This is a genomic window from Streptomyces sp. NBC_00989, assembly GCF_045162655.1.
Lineage (GTDB): Bacteria > Actinomycetota > Actinomycetes > Streptomycetales > Streptomycetaceae > Streptomyces.
The window spans coordinates 4,985,879-5,003,594 of record NZ_CP108728.1; the positions used below are offsets into that span (position 1 = coordinate 4,985,879).

At 65.7% G+C, this 17,716-nt stretch carries 22 protein-coding genes and 2 tRNA genes; 13 read left to right on the forward strand and 11 right to left on the reverse strand.

Features of this window, described 5'->3' with window-relative positions; genetic code table 11:
* Nucleotides 1-33 precede the first annotated feature (33 nt).
* The 6 genes from OG714_RS21695 to OG714_RS21720 all read right to left on the reverse strand — a co-directional run bounded on the left by OG714_RS21695 (nt 34) and on the right by OG714_RS21720 (nt 2,230).
* Nucleotides 34-603, reverse strand: coding sequence for a TetR/AcrR family transcriptional regulator (locus OG714_RS21695; protein WP_406123272.1), 570 nt, complete (start codon nt 601-603; stop codon nt 34-36).
* 178 nt (nt 604-781) lie between these two features.
* Nucleotides 782-1,210: a MaoC family dehydratase gene (locus tag OG714_RS21700; protein ID WP_266860859.1), complete on the reverse strand. Its 429-nt coding sequence runs from the start codon at nt 1,208-1,210 to the stop codon at nt 782-784.
* A gap of 1 nt (nt 1,211) precedes the next feature.
* Nucleotides 1,212-1,664 (reverse strand): MaoC family dehydratase N-terminal domain-containing protein, encoded by a 453-nt coding sequence (locus OG714_RS21705; RefSeq protein WP_406123273.1) that lies wholly within the window; start codon nt 1,662-1,664, stop codon nt 1,212-1,214.
* Between the two features lie 121 nt (nt 1,665-1,785).
* The gene (gene rpmG / locus OG714_RS21710; RefSeq protein WP_003948671.1) at nt 1,786-1,950 is read right to left on the reverse strand and encodes a 50S ribosomal protein L33; all 165 of its coding nucleotides are present in this window, start codon (nt 1,948-1,950) and stop codon (nt 1,786-1,788) included.
* Nucleotides 1,951-2,038: 88 nt separating this feature from the next.
* Nucleotides 2,039-2,111, reverse strand: a tRNA-Met gene (locus OG714_RS21715).
* A gap of 46 nt (nt 2,112-2,157) precedes the next feature.
* A tRNA-Thr gene (locus tag OG714_RS21720) sits at nt 2,158-2,230 on the reverse strand.
* A gap of 270 nt (nt 2,231-2,500) precedes the next feature.
* Here OG714_RS21720 and OG714_RS21725 point away from each other — a divergent pair.
* Together OG714_RS21725 and OG714_RS21730 are read left to right on the forward strand one after the other, a co-directional pair.
* The gene (locus tag OG714_RS21725) at nt 2,501-3,778 is read left to right on the forward strand and encodes an amidohydrolase family protein (protein WP_406123274.1); all 1,278 of its coding nucleotides are present in this window, start codon (nt 2,501-2,503) and stop codon (nt 3,776-3,778) included.
* Between the two features lie 143 nt (nt 3,779-3,921).
* Nucleotides 3,922-4,578, forward strand: coding sequence for an NAD(P)H-binding protein (locus OG714_RS21730; protein ID WP_406123275.1), 657 nt, complete (start codon nt 3,922-3,924; stop codon nt 4,576-4,578).
* A gap of 77 nt (nt 4,579-4,655) precedes the next feature.
* Here the strand turns inward: OG714_RS21730 and OG714_RS21735 are convergent, their stop codons facing one another.
* From OG714_RS21735 to OG714_RS21745, 3 genes are all read right to left on the reverse strand, one after another.
* Nucleotides 4,656-4,868: a hypothetical protein gene (locus OG714_RS21735; protein WP_266860852.1), complete on the reverse strand. Its 213-nt coding sequence runs from the start codon at nt 4,866-4,868 to the stop codon at nt 4,656-4,658.
* A 47-nt stretch (nt 4,869-4,915) separates the two neighbouring features.
* Entirely contained in the window at nt 4,916-5,728 is an 813-nt protein-coding gene (locus OG714_RS21740) for a polysaccharide lyase family 7 protein (RefSeq protein WP_406123276.1), read from the reverse strand.
* A 378-nt stretch (nt 5,729-6,106) separates the two neighbouring features.
* A complete protein-coding gene (locus tag OG714_RS21745) occupies nt 6,107-6,499 on the reverse strand; it encodes a hypothetical protein (protein WP_406123277.1) in 393 nt (130 codons plus the stop codon).
* Between the two features lie 308 nt (nt 6,500-6,807).
* Between OG714_RS21745 and OG714_RS21750 the strand changes: the two genes are divergently transcribed.
* From OG714_RS21750 to OG714_RS21765, 4 genes are read left to right on the forward strand one after another with little or no spacing between them, the layout of a single operon-like run.
* On the forward strand, nt 6,808-7,593 hold the full coding sequence (locus OG714_RS21750) for a hypothetical protein (protein WP_406123278.1): 786 nt from the start codon (nt 6,808-6,810) through the stop codon (nt 7,591-7,593).
* Entirely contained in the window at nt 7,590-9,533 is a 1,944-nt protein-coding gene (locus OG714_RS21755; RefSeq protein ID WP_406123279.1) for an NACHT domain-containing protein, read from the forward strand. The genes OG714_RS21750 and OG714_RS21755 overlap by 4 nt, the downstream gene beginning before the upstream one ends.
* The gene (locus tag OG714_RS21760) at nt 9,530-9,925 is read left to right on the forward strand and encodes a cytidine deaminase family protein (protein ID WP_406123280.1); all 396 of its coding nucleotides are present in this window, start codon (nt 9,530-9,532) and stop codon (nt 9,923-9,925) included. Before OG714_RS21755 ends, OG714_RS21760 begins: the two co-directional genes overlap by 4 nt.
* A 48-nt stretch (nt 9,926-9,973) precedes the next feature.
* Nucleotides 9,974-10,507: a hypothetical protein gene (locus tag OG714_RS21765; protein WP_406123282.1), complete on the forward strand. Its 534-nt coding sequence runs from the start codon at nt 9,974-9,976 to the stop codon at nt 10,505-10,507.
* 470 nt (nt 10,508-10,977) lie between these two features.
* Here the strand turns inward: OG714_RS21765 and OG714_RS21770 are convergent, their stop codons facing one another.
* Both OG714_RS21770 and OG714_RS21775 read right to left on the reverse strand, forming a co-directional pair.
* Nucleotides 10,978-11,745 carry a GntR family transcriptional regulator gene (locus OG714_RS21770; protein ID WP_406123284.1) on the reverse strand — a complete coding sequence of 256 codons (768 nt, stop codon included), beginning with the start codon at nt 11,743-11,745 and terminating at the stop codon, nt 10,978-10,980.
* Between the two features lies 1 nt (nt 11,746).
* Nucleotides 11,747-12,292 carry a GntR family transcriptional regulator gene (locus OG714_RS21775; RefSeq protein ID WP_406123286.1) on the reverse strand — a complete coding sequence of 182 codons (546 nt, stop codon included), beginning with the start codon at nt 12,290-12,292 and terminating at the stop codon, nt 11,747-11,749.
* A 597-nt stretch (nt 12,293-12,889) separates the two neighbouring features.
* Between OG714_RS21775 and OG714_RS21780 the strand changes: the two genes are divergently transcribed.
* The 7 genes from OG714_RS21780 to OG714_RS21810 are packed head-to-tail and all read left to right on the forward strand — an operon-like array spanning nt 12,890 to nt 17,680.
* Nucleotides 12,890-13,156 (forward strand): DUF6284 family protein, encoded by a 267-nt coding sequence (locus OG714_RS21780; protein WP_406123287.1) that lies wholly within the window; start codon nt 12,890-12,892, stop codon nt 13,154-13,156.
* The gene (locus OG714_RS21785) at nt 13,153-13,602 is read left to right on the forward strand and encodes a Pycsar system effector family protein (RefSeq protein ID WP_406123289.1); all 450 of its coding nucleotides are present in this window, start codon (nt 13,153-13,155) and stop codon (nt 13,600-13,602) included. The genes OG714_RS21780 and OG714_RS21785 overlap by 4 nt, the downstream gene beginning before the upstream one ends.
* Entirely contained in the window at nt 13,599-14,465 is an 867-nt protein-coding gene (locus OG714_RS21790; RefSeq protein ID WP_406123291.1) for a protein spdB, read from the forward strand. Before OG714_RS21785 ends, OG714_RS21790 begins: the two co-directional genes overlap by 4 nt.
* Nucleotides 14,465-14,863 carry an RRQRL motif-containing zinc-binding protein gene (locus OG714_RS21795; RefSeq protein ID WP_406123293.1) on the forward strand — a complete coding sequence of 133 codons (399 nt, stop codon included), beginning with the start codon at nt 14,465-14,467 and terminating at the stop codon, nt 14,861-14,863. The genes OG714_RS21790 and OG714_RS21795 overlap by 1 nt, the downstream gene beginning before the upstream one ends.
* Before the next feature lie 2 nt (nt 14,864-14,865).
* A complete protein-coding gene (locus tag OG714_RS21800; RefSeq protein WP_406123295.1) occupies nt 14,866-15,183 on the forward strand; it encodes a hypothetical protein in 318 nt (105 codons plus the stop codon).
* Between the two features lie 2 nt (nt 15,184-15,185).
* A complete protein-coding gene (locus tag OG714_RS21805) occupies nt 15,186-15,488 on the forward strand; it encodes a hypothetical protein (protein ID WP_406123297.1) in 303 nt (100 codons plus the stop codon).
* 59 nt (nt 15,489-15,547) lie between these two features.
* Complete coding sequence (locus OG714_RS21810; protein ID WP_406123298.1) at nt 15,548-17,680, forward strand: FtsK/SpoIIIE domain-containing protein; 2,133 nt, start codon at nt 15,548-15,550, stop codon at nt 17,678-17,680.
* Nucleotides 17,681-17,716: the final 36 nt, after the last annotated feature.

The following is a 17,716-nucleotide window of genomic DNA, read 5'->3' on the forward strand; positions in this document are numbered from 1 at the left end:
AAAGGCGCAGAATCCGCTCCTTCTCGATGCCCGCTACTTCTCCAGTCGGCCGGTGACCCGCGCCGACGGATACAACCCTTCCCAGACCCGGTGTTCGGGCGGAAAACCCATGGCCGCCAGGGTGTTGATCAGCATTCCGTACGCCATGAAGGTCGTGGTGTCGTTGACGTCCGCCCCCAGCGGCAGATGCACGATCTCCCAGAGCTTCATCCAGCCGTTCCGGACGGCCTCGCCGAACTCGTGATCACCCTCCGCCTCGGCGGCGGCCACGGTGATGTACGTCTGCATCTGCATCTGGAGCTTCTCGGGGTTCTCCGTGATCAGCCGCACGTAGGCGTTGGCCATGGCGTGCAGGGCGTCCTCGCCCTGCAGCCCCTCGGCCGCCTCCTCGACGGCCTGGCACACGTCCGCCACACACCGCAGCGAGGCCGCCGCGAAGATCGCCTTCTTGCCCGGGAAGAGCCGGAAGAGATACGGCTGCGAGACACCGACCCGCTTGGCGATCGCCTCGGTGGAGGTGCCGTAGTACCCCCGCTGCGCGAACTCTGCGATCGCCGCGCGGACGACGCTCTCACGCCTCTCTTCTGCGCTCATCCTGACCATGCGAGAAAGTTAGTACTCAATCACTAACTACGTCAAGAGGTGTGGGGCACGGCACACAGGCGGGCCGCGCGATGTCACCGCAAGTCACCAAGTCGGCCCGGGCCGACCGACAAGTAAGGGGCGCCCGCAATGGCGGATGCCCCTTACCTCAACTCGCCCCGACCCGGCGGCCGACCGGTCAAGCCAGTCGTACGACCGCCCGCGACATACCCAGCACCTTCTGCCCGGCACTCATCGCCACCAGGTCCACGCGGACCGTGTTGTCGTCGAGCTTGGCGGCGACCTTCGCACTGACCTCGACGGTCGCGCCCTGGTCGTCGTTCGGGACGACGACGGGCTTGGTGAAGCGGACCCCGTACTCGGCGACCGCGCCCGGGTCGCCGGTCCAGTCGGTGACCACGCGGATCGCCTCGGCCATGGTGAACATGCCGTGCGCGATGACGTCCGGCAGTCCGACCTCCTTGGCGAACTTCTCGTTCCAGTGGATCGGGTTGAAGTCCCCGGAGGCACCCGCGTACTGGACGAGGGCGGCGCGGGTCACGGGGAAGGTCTGGGCCGGCAGCTCGGTGCCGACCTCGACGTCGTCGTACGCGATCTTCGCCGTCATGTCAGTTCCCCTCCGCCGCGCGGGCCACGAGCTTGGTCCAGGCGGTCACGACGTGCTCGCCGGCCTCGTCGTGGACCTCGCCGCGGATGTCCAGGATGTCGTTGCCCGCCATCGACTTGATCGCCTCGATCGTGGAGGTGACCGTGAGGCGGTCACCGGCGCGCACGGGGCGGACGTAGACGAACTTCTGGTCGCCGTGCACGACGCGGCTGTAGTCGAGGCCCAGCTGCGGGTCCTGGACGACCTGTCCGGCGGCCTTGAACGTGATGGAGAAGACGAAGGTCGGCGGGGCGATCACATCGGGGTGACCGAGCGCCTTGGCGGCCTCCGGGTCCGTGTACGCCGGGTTGGTGTCCCCCACCGCCTCCGCGAACTCACGGATCTTCTCCCGGCCCACCTCGTAGGGGTCGGTGGGCGGGTAGGTCCGCCCCACGAAGGACTGGTCGAGCGCCATGGCCCGGTACCTCCTGATGTTCCTGCTGCCGTGTGGCCTGCTGCTGGGTGGCCTGCTGTGTGGAGAACGACGCGAGGCCGCCCCCAGACTTCGGGGACGGCCTCGTGTACGAGCCTGATTCTTATCGCGTTTCGCGGTGCGCGGTGTGCGCATTGCAACGCGGGCAGTGCTTCTTCATCTCCAGTCGGTCCGGGTTGTTACGCCGGTTCTTCTTGGTGATGTAGTTCCGCTCCTTGCACTCCACGCAGGCCAGCGTGATCTTCGGGCGGACGTCGGTGGCAGCCACAGGAGTGCTCCTTGACGAACGGATGGGACTATGAACGCATAACAGAGTAGCCGATCGAAGGACCGACCCCGCAATCGGCTACTGTCAGTAGCGGTGACCGGACTTGAACCGGTGACACAGCGATTATGAGCCGCTTGCTCTACCGACTGAGCTACACCGCTGTGATGCGATCAGCTCCCGTCTTGCGACGGGAACCTTTCACACCAGAGCCCCAATACGGAATCGAACCGTAGACCTTCTCCTTACCATGGAGACGCTCTACCGACTGAGCTATTGGGGCGAGCGATGAAGACATTACACGCTCGGCGACCGTTCGCCCAAATCCGTTTCGCGGCACCGCTCCAGCCTCTTCCACGGCCCTCCCAGAGGCCTCGGGGGCCCCTCTCGTATGGGGGACCACACCGGTACGACTATTGCGCTCCTCCCGGCCGTGAGCGGATCACCGCCCTAGGCTCGACTCACTCTGTGTGATCTTGCGCCCCTTTGCGCAGCCCCCCGGTCCTGAGCCCCGAAGCCCCGAGCCCGCGAAGCCCTGAGCCCCTGGAGCGCGATGCCCGACAGTCAGCCCCAGCCGCCCCATTCGTCGTCTGGTCCGTCGGGTTCCTCAGGCTCGTCGGGACCGGCCGACCCGGCCGCGCTCCTGTTGTGCGGGGCCCGGCTGACGGACGGCCGGACCGTGGACGTACGGCTGGGCGGCGGGCGCATTGAGGCGGTCGGCACCGCCGGCAGCCTGGCGACGGACGCCACGCGCGCGTGCGGCGCGCGCGTGGACCTCAACGGCTACCTCCTCCTCCCGGCCCCGGCCGAGCCGCACACGCACAGTGACACCGCCCTGTCGGCGGAGAACGGCGGACCGGTCTCCTACGACCCGCAGGACGTCCAGCGCCGCGCGACGGAGGCGGCGCTGCTGCAACTCGGGCACGGGGCGACGGCGCAGCGGGCACACGTGCGCGTGGGGGACGTCCAGGGGCTGAGCGCGCTGGCCGCCGTACTCCAGGCGCGGCGGGCGCTGCGGGGGCTGGCGGAGTTGACGGCGGTGGCGATGCCCCGGCTGCTGACCGGGGTGGCGGGGGCGGACGGGCTCGCGATGCTGCGGGACGCGTTGAAAATGGGTGCCTCCGTAGTGGGCGGTTGTCCAGATCTGGACCCCGATCCGACGGGGTACGTGGAGGCCGTCCTGGAGGTCGCGTCCGAGCACGGCTGCCCGGTCGACCTGCACACGGACGCCGCCGACCCGACCCGCCTGGCCCGGCTGGCGGCGGTCGCGGGCGGGATGCGCCCCGGCGTGACGCTCGGCCCGTGCGGAGGCCTGGGACGGCTGCCCGCGGACACGGTCACGCGGATCGCGGACCAACTGGCCGCGGCCGGCGTGACGGTGGTCTGCCTGCCGCAGGGCGGCTGCGGCGGCGTCGACCGCCGGGGCACGGCTCCCGTACGACTGCTGCGCACGGCCGGCGTCCAGGTGGCCGCGGGCAGCGGCGCCCTGCGGGACGTGTCCAACCCGGTCGGCCGCGGGGACCCCTTGGAGGCGGCCTACCTGCTGGCCTCCCGCCATGGGATGCGGCCCGAGGACGCCTACGACACGGTGAGTTCGTCGGCACGCGCGGCGCTCGGTCTGCCCGAGGTGCGGGTCGAGGCGGGATTTCCGGCCGAACTGCTCGCGGTGCGCGGCGACCGGCTCGCGGGCGCGCTGTCGCTGGCGTACAGCCGGATCGTGGTGCACCGGGGGCGCGTGGTGGCACGGACGAGCGCGGTGCGGGAGTACTGCAACACGGCGGCGGGCTCGGAGTTGGGGCTGCCCCGGCAGGGACGGGGCGAGTTGTCGTGAGCGGTTGTCGCTGCGCGGGGGCGTACGCCTGAGGCGCTGCGGCTCTAGTCCGCGCGCCCGGCGCGTACGGCGCGGGTGTGCGCTGCTGGGACGCGGCTGAAGTCATGCGGCGCGTGCGGCCGTCCGGGCGTACGGTCGAAGGCATGCGCATTGTCATCGCTGGAGGTCATGGTCAGATCGCGCTGCGGCTGGAGCGCCTGCTCGCCGCGCGCGGTGAAGAGGTCGCGGGCATCATCCGCAACGCCGAACAGAGCGACGATCTACGGGCGGCCGGCGCCGAACCGCTGCTGCTCGACCTGGAGTCGGCCTCGGTCGAGGAGGTCGCGGCGCACCTGCGGGGCGCGGACGCGGCGGTCTTCGCGGCGGGCGCGGGCCCGAACAGCGGCACGGCCCGCAAGGACACGGTGGACCGGGGTTCGGCGGTGCTGTTCGCCGACGCGGCGGTCCTGGCGGGCGTCCGGCGCCATGTCGTCGTGTCCTCGATGGGCGCGGATCCGACGCACTCCGGGGACGGTGTCTTCGACGTGTACCTGCGGGCCAAGGGCGAGGCCGACGCGTACGTACGGGGCCTGGACGCCCTCGACTGGACGATCCTGCGCCCCGGTTCGCTCACGAACGACGCCGGCACCGGGCTGGTCCGGCTGGAGGCCCACACCGGTCGCGGCTCGATCCCGCGTGACGATGTGGCCGCCGTACTCGCGGAGTTGGTGGAGACGCCGGCGACGGCCGGCCTGACGCTGGAACTGATCGGTGGGTCCGCGCCGGTGTCGGTGGCGGTGAAGTCGGTGGCGGGGAACTGAGGTTCGGGCCGGGTGGGGGAACTGGGGTTCGGTCCGGGTAGTTGCCCTATGGCTCAGCTGCCCAACTGCCCAACTGCTTAGAACAGGGGCATCTGTCCGGGGAACTCCGGGACCGCGTACCCGTCCAACGCGGGCTGGGCCGCCCCGAGTTCCGCCTGGCGGCGGGACCCGGGGCACGACACGAGGTCCCCGCTCTCCCGCGCGCCGGGCGGATCGTGTCGCGCGAACCGGCCGGCCACGACGGCGATTTCACGACGGCACTCGGGGCAGCTTCTGCGGCGTGACGACATGAGATCAGTCTGCCCCGCCGCAGGCCGCATCGGCTGTCGTGGCTCGCTCAGCTGTGGGCGACGGTGAGGCCGTAGAAGGCGACCCGGGCGCCCTTGGTGGTGCTGTCGGAGGACGACTGGTTGTACGAACCGGCCTTGAAGTACTGCTTGTAGGCGTTGAACGACGACGGTATGGCGTAGTGCGTGGTGCTCCCGTTGACCGTCAGGTTGATGGTGTTTCCGCCCGAGACGCCGATCGTGTAGCTCCACGTCTTGCCGACCGACACGTTGCCGACGGTGTGCAGGGTCTGGCCGCCGGAGGGCGAGTTCTCCGTGCCGAGGACGATGTCGCCGCTCGACCGGTAGTACAGCTCCAGGAGCGGCTTGGTGGAGGTGCCGCCGGTGCCGAGGTGGATCTGGCCGACGCAGACGTTCGAGGTGACGGATACGACCCGTAGCGTCGCCTTCATCGTATGGGTGCCGCTGAGCGACCAGTTGGCGGCGCTGCCGCTGCGGTTCATCTCGCGCAGTTCGGAGCGGGCGTAGTTCGAGTTGGGGGTGGTGACGCCCTTCTCCGGCGCCCAGAAGGTCATCGCTCCGTCGCGGGTGTCCGTGTAGAAGTACGAGTCCTGGAACCCGCTGGCCCCCTGGAGCCGCGACGACGAGATCGTCGTGGGCGAGCCGGGGGAACCGATCGGCTCCTGGAGCTGCCACACCCCCAGATCGAAGTTCCCGCCGGGCGCGACGGAGGGGTCCGCCAGTGGTGAGGCGACGACGTCGGCTGCGCCGGTACTGCCCGACGCGGCGGGAGCGGTGAGGGCGAGGCCGCCGGTGACGGCGACGACGGTGGCCAGGGAGGTGAGCAGCGTACGCATGCGCATGGGGGGTGCCTTCCTGTCTGCTCTGTGGACTCGGTTGGCGCACGCCCATGTGTTCACATAGATGAACTTTGTGTTTCAACATGAACGCGGTGTCGCGACAGTAGGACCGTGGCACGGGCACGTCAAGACTGGTGGCGGGGTGGGGGATGCCGCGGCAGAAGGCTCCGGGAACGACAAAAGGGTCCGTGATCAGCATTACTGCTGATCACAGACCCTTCGATCATGTGGCGGCGCCAGGGTTCGAACCTGGGTAGGCTAAGCCGGCAGATTTACAGTCCCCCCAAGAGGGCTCTCCTTGAACCGGGCTGACCTGCACAGACGACCGAGCCAAGAGGAAACCCGACCCGAGACGTCCACGCCTCGTCCACACGCAACCCGCTAGGGCCTTCGGCGCTGGCTCGGGACGGCGGTGTACAGCTGTCGGAAACCGTGCAGAGCGGCATGGAACGCAGCCGCGATCTCGCGCGCCCTCTGCTCGCTCTCGATCGCCCACATAGAGATGTAGTCAGCCGCAATGTTGGCCTGCGTCACTGTGTCCGCGAGCACCAGTGCTTCGGCCGCGGACCGCAGGACCGTCACCGCCTCGTCCGGGATGGTGGGCCCGCTGCAGGACATAGCGTCAAGCTGCACCTTCCACCGCGGGCCCTGACGAGCGATGCACACAAAGATCACGTCGTCGGTCTTGGCTCTTTTGTAGGCAGCGCGGTGAGCTTCCGGTTCGGTGCAGTCGGGGATGAGTGCAGCTGAGAGAGGCGTTCCGAGCGTCGACATGCTCACATCATCTCAGCCGCCCACGCTGCGATCAGACGAACGCATATCACCGCAATCGCGCCGCTGGCTCAACGCCGACACTTCTTAGCCCTGTGCACAACCCCTCGGACACCCTCTAGCTCGTCGTTGCGCGCTGTTGCTCAAGCGAAAGTTGCGTCGGGCGTCCACCTCCCGGTCACGCGGTCACCGAAGTAGCATCTGCGACTACGGCGCGCAAGCGTTGACCGTGTTGGGGCCGACTCCAGGGGGATTCTATGCCACTTACCGGTGGGCGACTTGGTCACGCCCGTGTGGCAGTTTTGACGGCCGTGCAGGAGGAGACCGAAGCCTTGAGAGCCGTTGGTGGCCTAACCCAGCGCCTTCGAGGGAAGCCTTACTACGTCGCTGCAGAGGACGACCCCAAGTATCCGGACGTCGTTCACCGAGAGATCGATCGGAACAATATCCAGTCGGGCGAAAAGGTTAGAGATGTAATCGAACACTGGCAACCAGAACTCCTGGTGCTATGCGGGATTGCCGGCGGGATCAACGGACGTGCGGATGTTTCCGTCGGCGATGTAATCATTCCGCCGTATATTCACTACTGCTCCTTCGCCAAGTTGAGTAGCCAAGGAGCGCGCCGACGATACATTCCATTCGACTATCCATCTATTAATCTTCATCAGGACTACGTCGCTCCACTCAGGGACGATCATTCATGGCTCACAGATTCACTCAAGAATGAGCTTCCTGAAGGCTGCCACCCCAAAGTTCACATCGAGAGCCTCGTAGCTGGTGACAAAATCTACGGTGATCCCGACTCGGAAGAGCAACAGCGGATTGTTCAGGAATACGATGAAGCTGTCGCAATCGACATGGAATCAGTGGGCCTCTGCCGTGGCGTTGCAGCTTCTAGAAGTAACCCGCAATACAACCCACGCTTGCTCATCGTCCGAAGCGTGTCAGACATAATCGATGACCCCGACAACGATGATAGCCGCAAGCTGTGGCGACCGCACGCCTGCGCAATCGCGAGCACCTTCACGTGGCGAGTTGTAACAGATATCGTGGAAATGGAACCAGATCCACGGCGCACTCCGGAGGCTGCGGCATGACCGCCACCAGGGAAGAATCGGCAGTTTGGTCACGTATGAGAAGGGACGCACTCGCGTACTTCACGGCACTCAGCCGTGGGCGCACTCCTTTCAGCCTGCAGATCGCACTTCCTGATTCGTACGACCAGCTTATTTCTGGGCAATGGGATGAAGTCGCACCGGAAGAAGACCTTGCCAAACTAGCCATTGAATCTGGCCGAGTCCTGCTCTCTGCGGAAGCTGGAAGCGGAAAGACGCATCTCCTGGTCCGAGCTGGCGCATCAGCCGCCGCCGGCCCTGACAATGTAATTCCTTTCTGGCTACCTTTGAGGGACCTTCCGTCTACAATCAGGAGCAGAGAGCCTGAATCTTTTGTTCAAGCTCTGATCGGATTGAGCTATCCCTCATTGAAGCCGGTCCTGACCAGCTCTTCAGAAGTCCCAATGCTACTGCTCCTCGCAGATGGACTAAACGAAATCCCTAGAGAGCTATCGCAACCTGCACTGGACGCCCTAGATGAACTAGCCAGAAGATTTCCCTTTATCAGCGTCATCGTCAGCGAGCGTCTGGTCAGGCGACCAGTTCCACTCGATCGCTGGAAGCTTGCAACCGTACTACCCTTGTCGGATAAGCAGGTCGACGATTTCTGGAGCGCCAATCGGGAATTCGAGAAAGCGCCACAGGCAGCACTCAAACTGCTCAAGAACCCCTTCTTCCTCGACAAGGCAACAACTTTTAGCCTCACTGACGGTAGTGCCGCGAAGATGATTGAGGCCTACTTTTCGAAGATGGCGTGCGTGAATGACGCGGGACTCGACACGCTTAGCAAGGTTTGCTACGAGTCGTACTCGCGAGAAAGAGGAATGCTAATCCCATTGACGGATTTCACGAACCGAGTAGAGGAACCCCTATTTCAAACCCTCAAAGAGAATGAACTGGTCCGCACTAGTGGCACTTTCGTCTGGTTCGCCCATCACCTATTCCACGATTTCCTTGCCTCTCGCTACCTAGTCCGACATAGGAGTATCTGGGGGCCGGAAGCATTTGACATCGTCACTACAGGCGCATCTTCATTTGATTCGCTCCGCCTAGCAGTGGATCAGATTCACGACCCTGCGGTCGCGGACAATTTGGTTCGGCTGGTATACGACTGGAACTATTTCGGCGCCGCTTATTCTCTCGTAGCAGGGCGCGTGACAAGCGAAATGCAGGTGGAACTTCTGGCGATGCTTGCCGATAAACGATGGGATCCAGTCGCAGCAACTGTGCAGGCAGCTACGGATGCCCTCAGGCTCAACGGGTCAATCATCGCCGGGAAAATGCTGGCCGCTTCCAACAGAACTCAACTATTTAGGGTTGTTGAGGAGGTGCCCTCGGTCAACCCATCCTTCATTCGCTGGAAAACGATTTTCACGATCCAAGACGGTGAATATGTCGGGGCAGAAATAGTCCAAAGCTTGGCCTCCGACGATCCTATCGAAGCTTGGACATTGGCCAACGTGCTCCGAAGGTGCAGACTGACCGCGGATGGAGCGAAGAAGCTTCTAGGTATTGCTCGAAATGAGTCACCCGTGACACGCTGGCGTGCTGTCCACGTACTGGGACTCCATCCGAGCCCAGATACCGCCACGGTGGTCAAGTCTTTGACCCGAGACCCGGACAAGTGGGTGAGGTATGGAGCAGTACGCGCACTGATTGAAGTCACAGCGAATACAAACGACAATTCCTTGAGAATCGGAATTGTCACGTGGCTCGGGGAACAACTGGCAGCAGAAAAATTCGACACAAAGATGGTGCAAGAGTTGGGCAGGGTTCTCGATGTCAGACCGCAGCCCCATGATTGGCCACAGGTGGTAGCGCCGCTCGTCCAACAACTAGCGAGCACCTCACGCAATTCATTCCAACAAGATAGGTGGAACACGCTAATGGCAAGCATTTCTTCAGGCCGGGAGCCCAAGTGATTGAGCTGACGCAAGAACAACGAAGGTCCCTGTCTCTCGCATCCTGGGAAGCGCGTTCCCACGCCAGGGTTCACGGTCCCACCCAGGTGGGTTGTGCGGCTTTGGCGGACGATGGGCGCATCTTCCAGGGATGCAATGTTGAGCACAGGTTCAGGTCTCACGACATTCACGCTGAGACCAACGCTATTTCGTCACTCGTTGCTGGCGGAGCGAGGAGGCTCGTAGCTGTCCTAATCTCAGCCGAGCGAGAAAGATTCACGCCGTGCGGAAGTTGCATGGATTGGATTTTCGAGATCGGCGGGGATGATTGTTTCGTGATCAGCGAAAGGCATCCAGGGGAAGTGAACCACGAGCTTCGAGCAAGTGACTTGATGCCTTTTTACCCCCACTAATTGGATGGTTGAGAGAGAAATCAGCCCTCTATAGTCTGCGAGCAGCGAATGACTTACGAAATCCTCAAGGTCGAGTACGAGCGACTGAAAGAGGAGCAAGTACGTCGAATCGGGTTCCGAGATAACCTTATCTATGTAGCCTTGGCCACGACGGGCGCTATTTTCGCTTTCTACTTCGACGGGCCCGAACGTGCATACGTACTGCTAATTCCACCTTTTGCTATCTCGGTTCTTGGGTGGACGTATCTTGTCAATGACGAGAAGATTTCATCCATCGGCAGATACATCCGCAGCGTATTGCTGCCTGAACTCAAGGGACACGGATTTACCAGTGATGTAACCCTAGGGTGGGAAAACTACCACCGCTCGGACGTTGACCGAGTATGGAGAAAGAAGGTGCAGGCCGGAGTAGACATCATAGCTTTTTGTGTCCCGTCGGCAGTCGCCTTGTCTATTTTTTTCAGCAAGAAATCTCTAGGAGTTTACGAATGGATCCTGGGATCCCTGGAGGGCCTGGTAGTCGCCGTGCTTATCGGCGCTTTCATTCGTTTTGCCGACTTTTCCCGTGACAGCTCTGCCTGATTCACACCATCACCGGGGACATCGAAAATTCTCGACCAACGCTCTCGCCAATCGCAGAATGATTTACTAGTATCCACGCTTTGGCCAGGGGCCTCGGCCACACGGGCGACGTTGCGGTCTAAGACCAATACCCTTTTCACTTTCCTGCAAGATTCCCCTCACGAAGGACCAGTTGCCCAGGGTCAGCGATCCAACGGATGGGCGGGGTCAAACGCTCAGCAATGGAGCCGCGGGTGCCACTCCACTGGTACGCCCCACTTGCGATCGGAGAGTGGCGCGGATGGGACCGAGACGAATTCTATTCCAATGGCCCGCCACTCCATTGTTCATAACGCACAGAGAGCTAATCGACTCCGGCGCTCTCGTGCCTTGCTCCAAATCCTGGCGACCGAGGCAAGCCGGGAGTCACAACAGTGTGCTGAGCAGGTAAACACCCCTCTCAACATTGGAGAGACTTGCGGGAATGATTGTCAGACGAACTCGTACTGAAGCTCATAGAGATGCCCCGCCTTGGCCATCACCGTGACCTCGATCGGACGTTGGTCGTCGCTGTAAACCACGCGGAACGTGCGAAGCACGGGCAAGTCGCTGGGCAGTTGCAGCGCCTCGAACTGTTCCTGGGTAGGCACACGGGCCGACACCCGGTCCACGGTGTGGCGCGGTGGGTACCCCATCTCGGCGAGCAGGGCGGGCGTTCCGCCGCGAATCTTCCGCCGCTCGGTCATCGCTGTCCCCTGGGCAAGCTCGACAGGGTAGTAGGACTTCACCAGTTCAACCGGTACGTCGTCGTACGAGAGGACCTGACTCCTCATGACGGCCGTTCCTCCCTCGCTCAACCCGAGCGCCGCGGTCACGTCTGCCGGCGGCTGCACTTCTGCAACCTCCAACAGTTCGATGGTTCCGCGCTTGCCTCTCCCATTCGCCACAGTGAGCCACGAGTACTGCTCACCATGGGGCGCGGGCTGTCCGGTGTCTGCCGGTCGGATGGTCTCCTGGCGGTGCTCCCGAACGGTGACGCTCGCGCCGGCGCGGCCGACGACGAGTCGTTCATCCTTCAGGACCTGGAGCGCCTTCTGTACGGTCGCGTTGGAGGCCTCGAAACGATCCTTGAGCCGCTGCGTTGACGGAAGACTGGCGCCGGGCTGGAGATCGCCCGACATGATCTCGTCGCGCAGATCGGCCGCGATGCGCTCGTGAAGGGGACGCCGATCGTAGGCGTCTTGCTCTGCCTTGGGCACGTCAGATCCTCGGTTCGAATTCGTAGCGAAGTCGCTGCCCGCTCGCGGGGAAGACGGACACGTCAACCTGGAAGGGTCGGCCAGCGGCGTCCAGAGTCACCCGGGTCATGCACAGAACGGGGTCGGCGTCCGTGAGGACGAGTACCTGCCGTTCGGCGTCCGTGGGCATCCGCGCTGAAACTTCCTCACGCACGCGATGCGCGGTGTAGCCCAGTTCAGCGAGGAGCGTGACCGCGCCGCCCCGAATCTTGGCGGTGCCCTCCAGCCGCGTGCCACGCGCGACGTCCAACGGATAGTAGGTGTCGGTCAGCTCGGTCGGCTGTTCGTCCAGGTAGATGACCCGTTGTCGCACCAATACGTCAGTGCCGTCCTCAAGTGCAAGCAGCGCCGCCACCTCCGAGGGCGCGGGCACCTCGCCGGCCTTGACGATGCGCTGGCTACCGACTCCCCCCTTGGCCGCGGCTTCGTCCTGCCACGCGTCTCCCTCCCCCTTCGCCCTGGGCACCACGTACGGCACCGAGCTACTGGCCCAATCACTGCTGCTCACTTGGTCCCCATCTCGGTCCGTTCGACTGCCGACCTCGCTGCTTTACACAGTAAGCGATACGACCCCCTTCCAACCTTGCCACCTTTCACGAATAGCGATACGGTCAGTCTATCGCCACCGCGCAGCGGAAGCGATACGGAGGGGCCTTCTTTGGGCTGCTTCATCGCAGAGGGCGGGGACGCTGCAATCCCGCTAAAGGCCAGGTGGAACAGGGTTTCGGCCCGTACTGGCGAGGTGGCCCGGTGACCGCGAGCAACGGCCGGCGTGTGGGGACTTGATCCCCCTTGCAGTGCTGTTTCGCGTCCCGGGGACTGGATCCCCCTCGACAGAGGAGTTCCGATGCTTCGACATCGTTTGGCGCCGCCGTATGGACCGGCCGGTGGCGCCGCACCATCCCTGTTCCGGTCCGTTCTCGGCTTCGCAGCATGAACGCTGCGGCCGGCTGCCTCTCCCGTCCGTCCGGCCCGCATCTAGGTGTGGTGGTCGTACGGACGGGAGCGCGGGGAGCCGGATGTTCCGGTTTCAACGGCGAGCGGTCCCCGGGTTGCACCCCGGGGACCGCGACGGGCCGTTCCTGGTGAGAGGAACCACGACCCAATGAGCTACATCGTCACTGTTCAAGAGGCTGTTACCGCGTTCGCCGGATGGCTTGAGCCTACGAACGCGGAACTGGACGCGATCGACTCCGAGATGCCCGTCATCCTGGCGGACGTCGACCTGATCGACGCGCAGATCATCACCCTGGACCGCTCCCCGAGTGAGTTGGACCGGCAGCGCATCCGCCGTGCCCGGCGCCGCCTGCTCGCGGCCCGCCGTGAGCTGGCCAACCAGGGTGCCGAGGGCACGTCGGGCGGTGTGGCATGAACGCCACCACCGAACAGAACCTGACAGCCGCGCACGCTGAGGTGAAGGCGGAGATCGCGCGGACCGACAACAAGATCGCCCTGTTGCTGGCGTTCGTCGGCGCGGTCCTCGCCGGCGCCTGGACCATCGCGAACGGCCTCCCCCTCAGCCCGCCCGACCTGGTGGTCGGCGCGCTCGGTATGGGGCTGCTGATCGGCGCGGCAGGGCTGTTGCTGCGCTCGGTACGCCCCAACCTGAGCGGCCCGCACGGCTTCCCCCTGTGGGCCACCCTCACCCCCGAGCAGATCACCGACGCCGTATCCGGTGACCTCGCTGCCGACATCGCGGGCCTGTCCCGCCTGGCAGTCGCCAAGTACACGGGCCTGCGCCGCGCGGTCGACCTCACCCAGGCCGGCGGCGCCCTGCTCATCCTCGCCGTTGTGATCGCAGTGGGAGGTGCGGCATGAGGGCCAAGAACGCCAAGACCGTGCTGCCCGCCGTCGCCATGACGGCGGTATCCATGGTCCTCACCCTCGCCGTCGTCACGATGTGGCTCGGCAGCGCGATGCCGTGGCTCGTCGCCCTCGTCGTCGGACTCGGGATCGACGGGGGATGGCTCGCGACCCTCGCCTACGAACGGCGCCTCGCCGCGCAGGGCGACCACTCCCGGGTCGTCACGGGGGTCGGCTGGTGCTTCGGTGCCATCGCGGCCGGCGTCCTGGTCGCCCACGCCCTCACCGCTGAAGCGTCCTCCGGGGCGTGGCTGGCGGTGGCGTGGCTACCGATCGCAGCGAAAGCCCTGTGGCTGGTCCACGGGATGTGGGAGCGGACCGCGCTCACCCCGACCGCGCTGGACGCCATCCGAGGCATCCAGCAGGAAGCCCGCGACGAAGCCGCCGTAGCCCGCGCCCGACTCCGGGCCGAAGCCTCCACCGAAGCAACCCGGTTGACGGCCGTGACGCAGGCAGGGGCGAGCGTCGCACGCGTGCAGGCCAAGACCGCAGGCAGTCTGTCGCGGGCGTGGTCGACGCTGGAGACGGCCCGTCAGGGCGAGGACACCGGTAGGGCCCTGACCAGCGTGACGAGGCCCGTCACACCCGGCGTCACACCTCAGTGGGAACTCCCCGTGTGGGGTCGCTCGGAGCCGGTCCCTGCGCTCGGTTGGGTGCCGCCCGCGTTGTCTGACACGGACCTTGACGGGCTCGTCGACGAGATCCGCACCAGCGAGACGCCCGCCCTGTCGTACCGCGAGATGGCGATGCGCTTCCGGGCGGCCGGCCACTCGGCATCCGAGGTCCGCCTCCGTGCTGCCTGGAAGCGGGTGGCGTGATGTCGGCCGCGTTCGGCAAGTGCTACGACCCTTCCGGAGCCCGCTACGGCGTCCCTACCTTCCCCTGGAAGTACGCCCCCAGTGACGAGCAGTACGCCACCCGCCGGCAGTTACGGGCCCGTGGCCTGCGTCCGGGGGGTCAGCCGATAGCGGCGCAGGTCATGCGTATCAACCGCCGCTCCGGCACGGTCCGCGTCGCCTATCTCTACCGCATCGACCTCGCGCTGCCGGTACGGCCGATGACCTCGCGGAAGTGGGGAGCCCTCGCGCTCGCGATGCTCGCCCGCCAGACCTGCCCCGTCTGCGGTGTCGTCTACAGCTACTGCATGCCGCGCTCGCTCGGCATGTGCGTGCTGTGCGCCTACCCCACCAACACCACCTCCCCGAACGGGAGTTGAGCATGTCGAAGTCCGAGATCCGCCGACTGGACCGTGAGATTCGGAAGACCGCCGCGAAGCTGGAAGCGGTCCGCAAGGGCGAGTGGTGGCCGCTGAACGGCTCGGAGCGCCGGGCCATGGCGCGCGCCATCGCGGGCGGCTCCTACCAGGTCGTACGCGGCAGGAACCCCGGCCGTGCCGAGCAGCAGATGGAGACCACCGGTTCCGCTGCTGAGATGCGGCTGACCGCCGAACTGACCGCCCTCAACGGCGAGAAGCTGCGCATCCTCACCGAAGCGGCCCGCGCCAAGGCCGCGAAGAAAGCGTCGGGGTGGTGGTGAGCGTGGACCAGCAGCGTTGCCCCGCTGCCCACCCGCAGGACCCCACCCCCTGCACCGGCCCGCCCGCCGTGACCGTGCTGGACGCGGTGGGCGCCGGCGCGGACGGATGCGAGCACCACGGCGCCCGGCTGCTGGCCTCCCTGGACGGAGGTCGCGTCTACCCCCTGCCCGGCGCCCCGGCCGGCGCGGCGATCCGTGTGTTCAAGGCTGCCGACGCGATCCGCCCGTCCTGCTGGTTCGACGGCCCCCGTAGTGAGCCGTCCCAGCTCAGCCGCGCCGAGAACCGCGCCCGGCACCAGCGCTGACCCTCGCGTCCTTCCTCGAACTCCCGCCCCCACACAGGGCAGTCAGGAGCAGTTCCCGCATGTCCAAGAACGTCGTACGCCTCGTCAAAACCCCGCCCACCGACCCCGAGCCGGACGTGAGCCCCACAGTGCTGACCGTGGTGCCCGACGCCCCGCCGACGCCCCTGGTCCCCCTGTGGGTGCGCTCGGGGAGGGCGGTGAAGACTGCGGTCACTCACGAGAACACCAAGTCCGCCGCCCGTGCGGTGGCCCGGCACAGCCTCTACACGTTCAACGGCGGGCGGATCGTGGCCCGCCGCACGTGGGACGGCAAGACCGGGGCCCGCTACGAGCGGATGATCCGCGCCGCCGAAGCCGCGGGGAACCTTGAGCTGGCGGAGGAGTGGGAGGAGCGGTTGCAGCGCTTCCGCCAGGCCCGCCACCACCGCCGCATGGACCTCTTGCACTCCCCGGTGGAAGCCGCCAAGGGTGTCGGGGTTGGCGCCGGTATGGGCGTCGGGGTGCTGGTCGCGCTGGGGGTCGTGATGGCCATCAACACCCACGACGTCCGTGACGTCATCACCCCGTTGAAGGCCACGATCGACTTCATCGCGACCCTGATCCGGATCGTGCAGATCATCTGGCCCACCGCCGTCGTCCTCGGTCCGCTGTTCGCGCTGCTCGGTCTGTGGGCGGTCGGCAGCAAGCAGCAGGCCGCACCCCCGTGGGCGCTCCCCGCCAACGTCCGCTCCGGCGAGGGCGAGCCGATCACCCCGTCGATCGTGGTCAAGGCCCTGCGCGACCTCGGAGTACCCGCGCTGCGCAACGCCATCAAGGAGATGGGCGACGCCGGCGCCTCGATGCTGGGTCCGATCCGGATCGCCGGATGCGGAGTCGAAGTCGACGTCACCCTCCCCTCCGGGGTGTCGACCAACGAGGTGCAGAACAAGCGGCGCAAGCTTGCCGAGAACCTCACCCGGCACGAGCACGAGGTGTTCATCACCATCCCGACCGCCGCCCGCACCGTGCGCCTGTGGGTCGCCGACTCCGGGGCGCTCGATGAGCCGATCGGGCCGTCGCCGCTGGTCACCGACGAGACGATGACCGCCGACTACACCAAGGGCAAAGCCCCCTGGGGGCAGGACCTGCGCGGGGACGCTGCCGCGCTGAGCGTGTATCAGCGCCACCTGCTGATCACCGGGTTGTCCAACCAGGGCAAGACCGTCGCCCTGCGCTCCCTCGCCCTGTGGCTGGCGCTCGACAAGTCGGTGCAGTTCCTCATGGGCGACCTCAAGGGCATCGGCGACTGGAAGATGTTCGACGGCGTGGCCACCACCCTGATTCAGGGGCCGACTGACGAGCACGTCATCCAGGTGACCGAGATGGTCGAAGGGGCGGTCGACGAGATGAACCGCCGGCTGATGGCCGCGCCCGGCACCGTCTTCCCCGCGCTCATCGTCCTCGTCGACGAGGCGCAGGTGGCGTTCATGTGCCCGCTCAAGGACGACGAGGGCCGCTTCTACGGCGGCTCCAAGGCCACCTCCCGCTACTTCATGGCCGTGCGGAAGATCCACAACCAGGGCCGTGCCGTGAACGTGCTGATGTGGCAGGGCACCCAGGACCCCACCGACCAGAACCTCCCCAAGCTGGTTCGCGAAGGGGCGCACACGCGGGCCTCGCTCGCGCTGGGCACGGAGTCGCAGGCGCGGATGGCGCTGGGGGACAAGGCGGTCGACGGGGGCGCGGCTCCGAACCTGCTGCGTCCTGGCCTGGATCAGGGAACCCTCGTCGTCGCCTCGTCGGGGATCGACATCCCGAAGGGGCAGTCGTCGATCACGGTGCGCACGCACTATGTCGACGACGACGCGGCCGAGGCCATCATCGAGCGCGCCAAGGCCCTGCGCGACGGCGTCACCACGCTGACCGTCATCGAACGGGGCGAGGACCGTGACCCGCTCGCCGACATCGCGTCGGTGGTGGGTGACGCCTCCCGGGTCCTGACCCAGGACGTGCTCAAGCGGCTCGCCGCGCTGAACGCAGACGCCTACGGGAAGTGGTCGTTCATCGACCTCAAGCGCGTCCTGGACGGCACCGGAGCCGAGCCGTACAAGTCCGATGGCCGCATGGTAGTCGGCCGCGACCGCCTCGCCCGCGCCCTCGCCAACCGCGACGACGACACCAACGGCGAGGGTTCCGCTTCCACTGCCGGATGACAGGGAGCCAACCCCGGGCGGGTCAGGGAGGCAGGG

What these genes read in the sequence shown, in the direction of transcription:
- OG714_RS21695 (WP_406123272.1), bottom strand. Translation starts at nt 603, where the DNA reads ATGGTCAGGATGAGCGCAGAAGAGAGGCGTGAGAGCGTCGTCCGCGCG.
- OG714_RS21700 (WP_266860859.1), bottom strand. Translation starts at nt 1,210, where the DNA reads ATGACGGCGAAGATCGCGTACGACGACGTCGAGGTCGGCACCGAGCTG.
- OG714_RS21705 (WP_406123273.1), bottom strand. Translation starts at nt 1,664, where the DNA reads ATGGCGCTCGACCAGTCCTTCGTGGGGCGGACCTACCCGCCCACCGAC.
- OG714_RS21725 (WP_406123274.1), top strand. Translation starts at nt 2,501, where the DNA reads ATGCCCGACAGTCAGCCCCAGCCGCCCCATTCGTCGTCTGGTCCGTCG.
- OG714_RS21730 (WP_406123275.1), top strand. Translation starts at nt 3,922, where the DNA reads ATGCGCATTGTCATCGCTGGAGGTCATGGTCAGATCGCGCTGCGGCTG.
- OG714_RS21735 (WP_266860852.1), bottom strand. Translation starts at nt 4,868, where the DNA reads ATGTCGTCACGCCGCAGAAGCTGCCCCGAGTGCCGTCGTGAAATCGCC.
- OG714_RS21740 (WP_406123276.1), bottom strand. Translation starts at nt 5,728, where the DNA reads ATGCGCATGCGTACGCTGCTCACCTCCCTGGCCACCGTCGTCGCCGTC.
- OG714_RS21745 (WP_406123277.1), bottom strand. Translation starts at nt 6,499, where the DNA reads ATGTCGACGCTCGGAACGCCTCTCTCAGCTGCACTCATCCCCGACTGC.
- OG714_RS21755 (WP_406123279.1), top strand. Translation starts at nt 7,590, where the DNA reads ATGACCGCCACCAGGGAAGAATCGGCAGTTTGGTCACGTATGAGAAGG.
- OG714_RS21765 (WP_406123282.1), top strand. Translation starts at nt 9,974, where the DNA reads ATGACTTACGAAATCCTCAAGGTCGAGTACGAGCGACTGAAAGAGGAG.
- OG714_RS21780 (WP_406123287.1), top strand. Translation starts at nt 12,890, where the DNA reads ATGAGCTACATCGTCACTGTTCAAGAGGCTGTTACCGCGTTCGCCGGA.
- OG714_RS21785 (WP_406123289.1), top strand. Translation starts at nt 13,153, where the DNA reads ATGAACGCCACCACCGAACAGAACCTGACAGCCGCGCACGCTGAGGTG.
- OG714_RS21790 (WP_406123291.1), top strand. Translation starts at nt 13,599, where the DNA reads ATGAGGGCCAAGAACGCCAAGACCGTGCTGCCCGCCGTCGCCATGACG.
- OG714_RS21795 (WP_406123293.1), top strand. Translation starts at nt 14,465, where the DNA reads ATGTCGGCCGCGTTCGGCAAGTGCTACGACCCTTCCGGAGCCCGCTAC.
- OG714_RS21800 (WP_406123295.1), top strand. Translation starts at nt 14,866, where the DNA reads ATGTCGAAGTCCGAGATCCGCCGACTGGACCGTGAGATTCGGAAGACC.
- OG714_RS21810 (WP_406123298.1), top strand. Translation starts at nt 15,548, where the DNA reads ATGTCCAAGAACGTCGTACGCCTCGTCAAAACCCCGCCCACCGACCCC.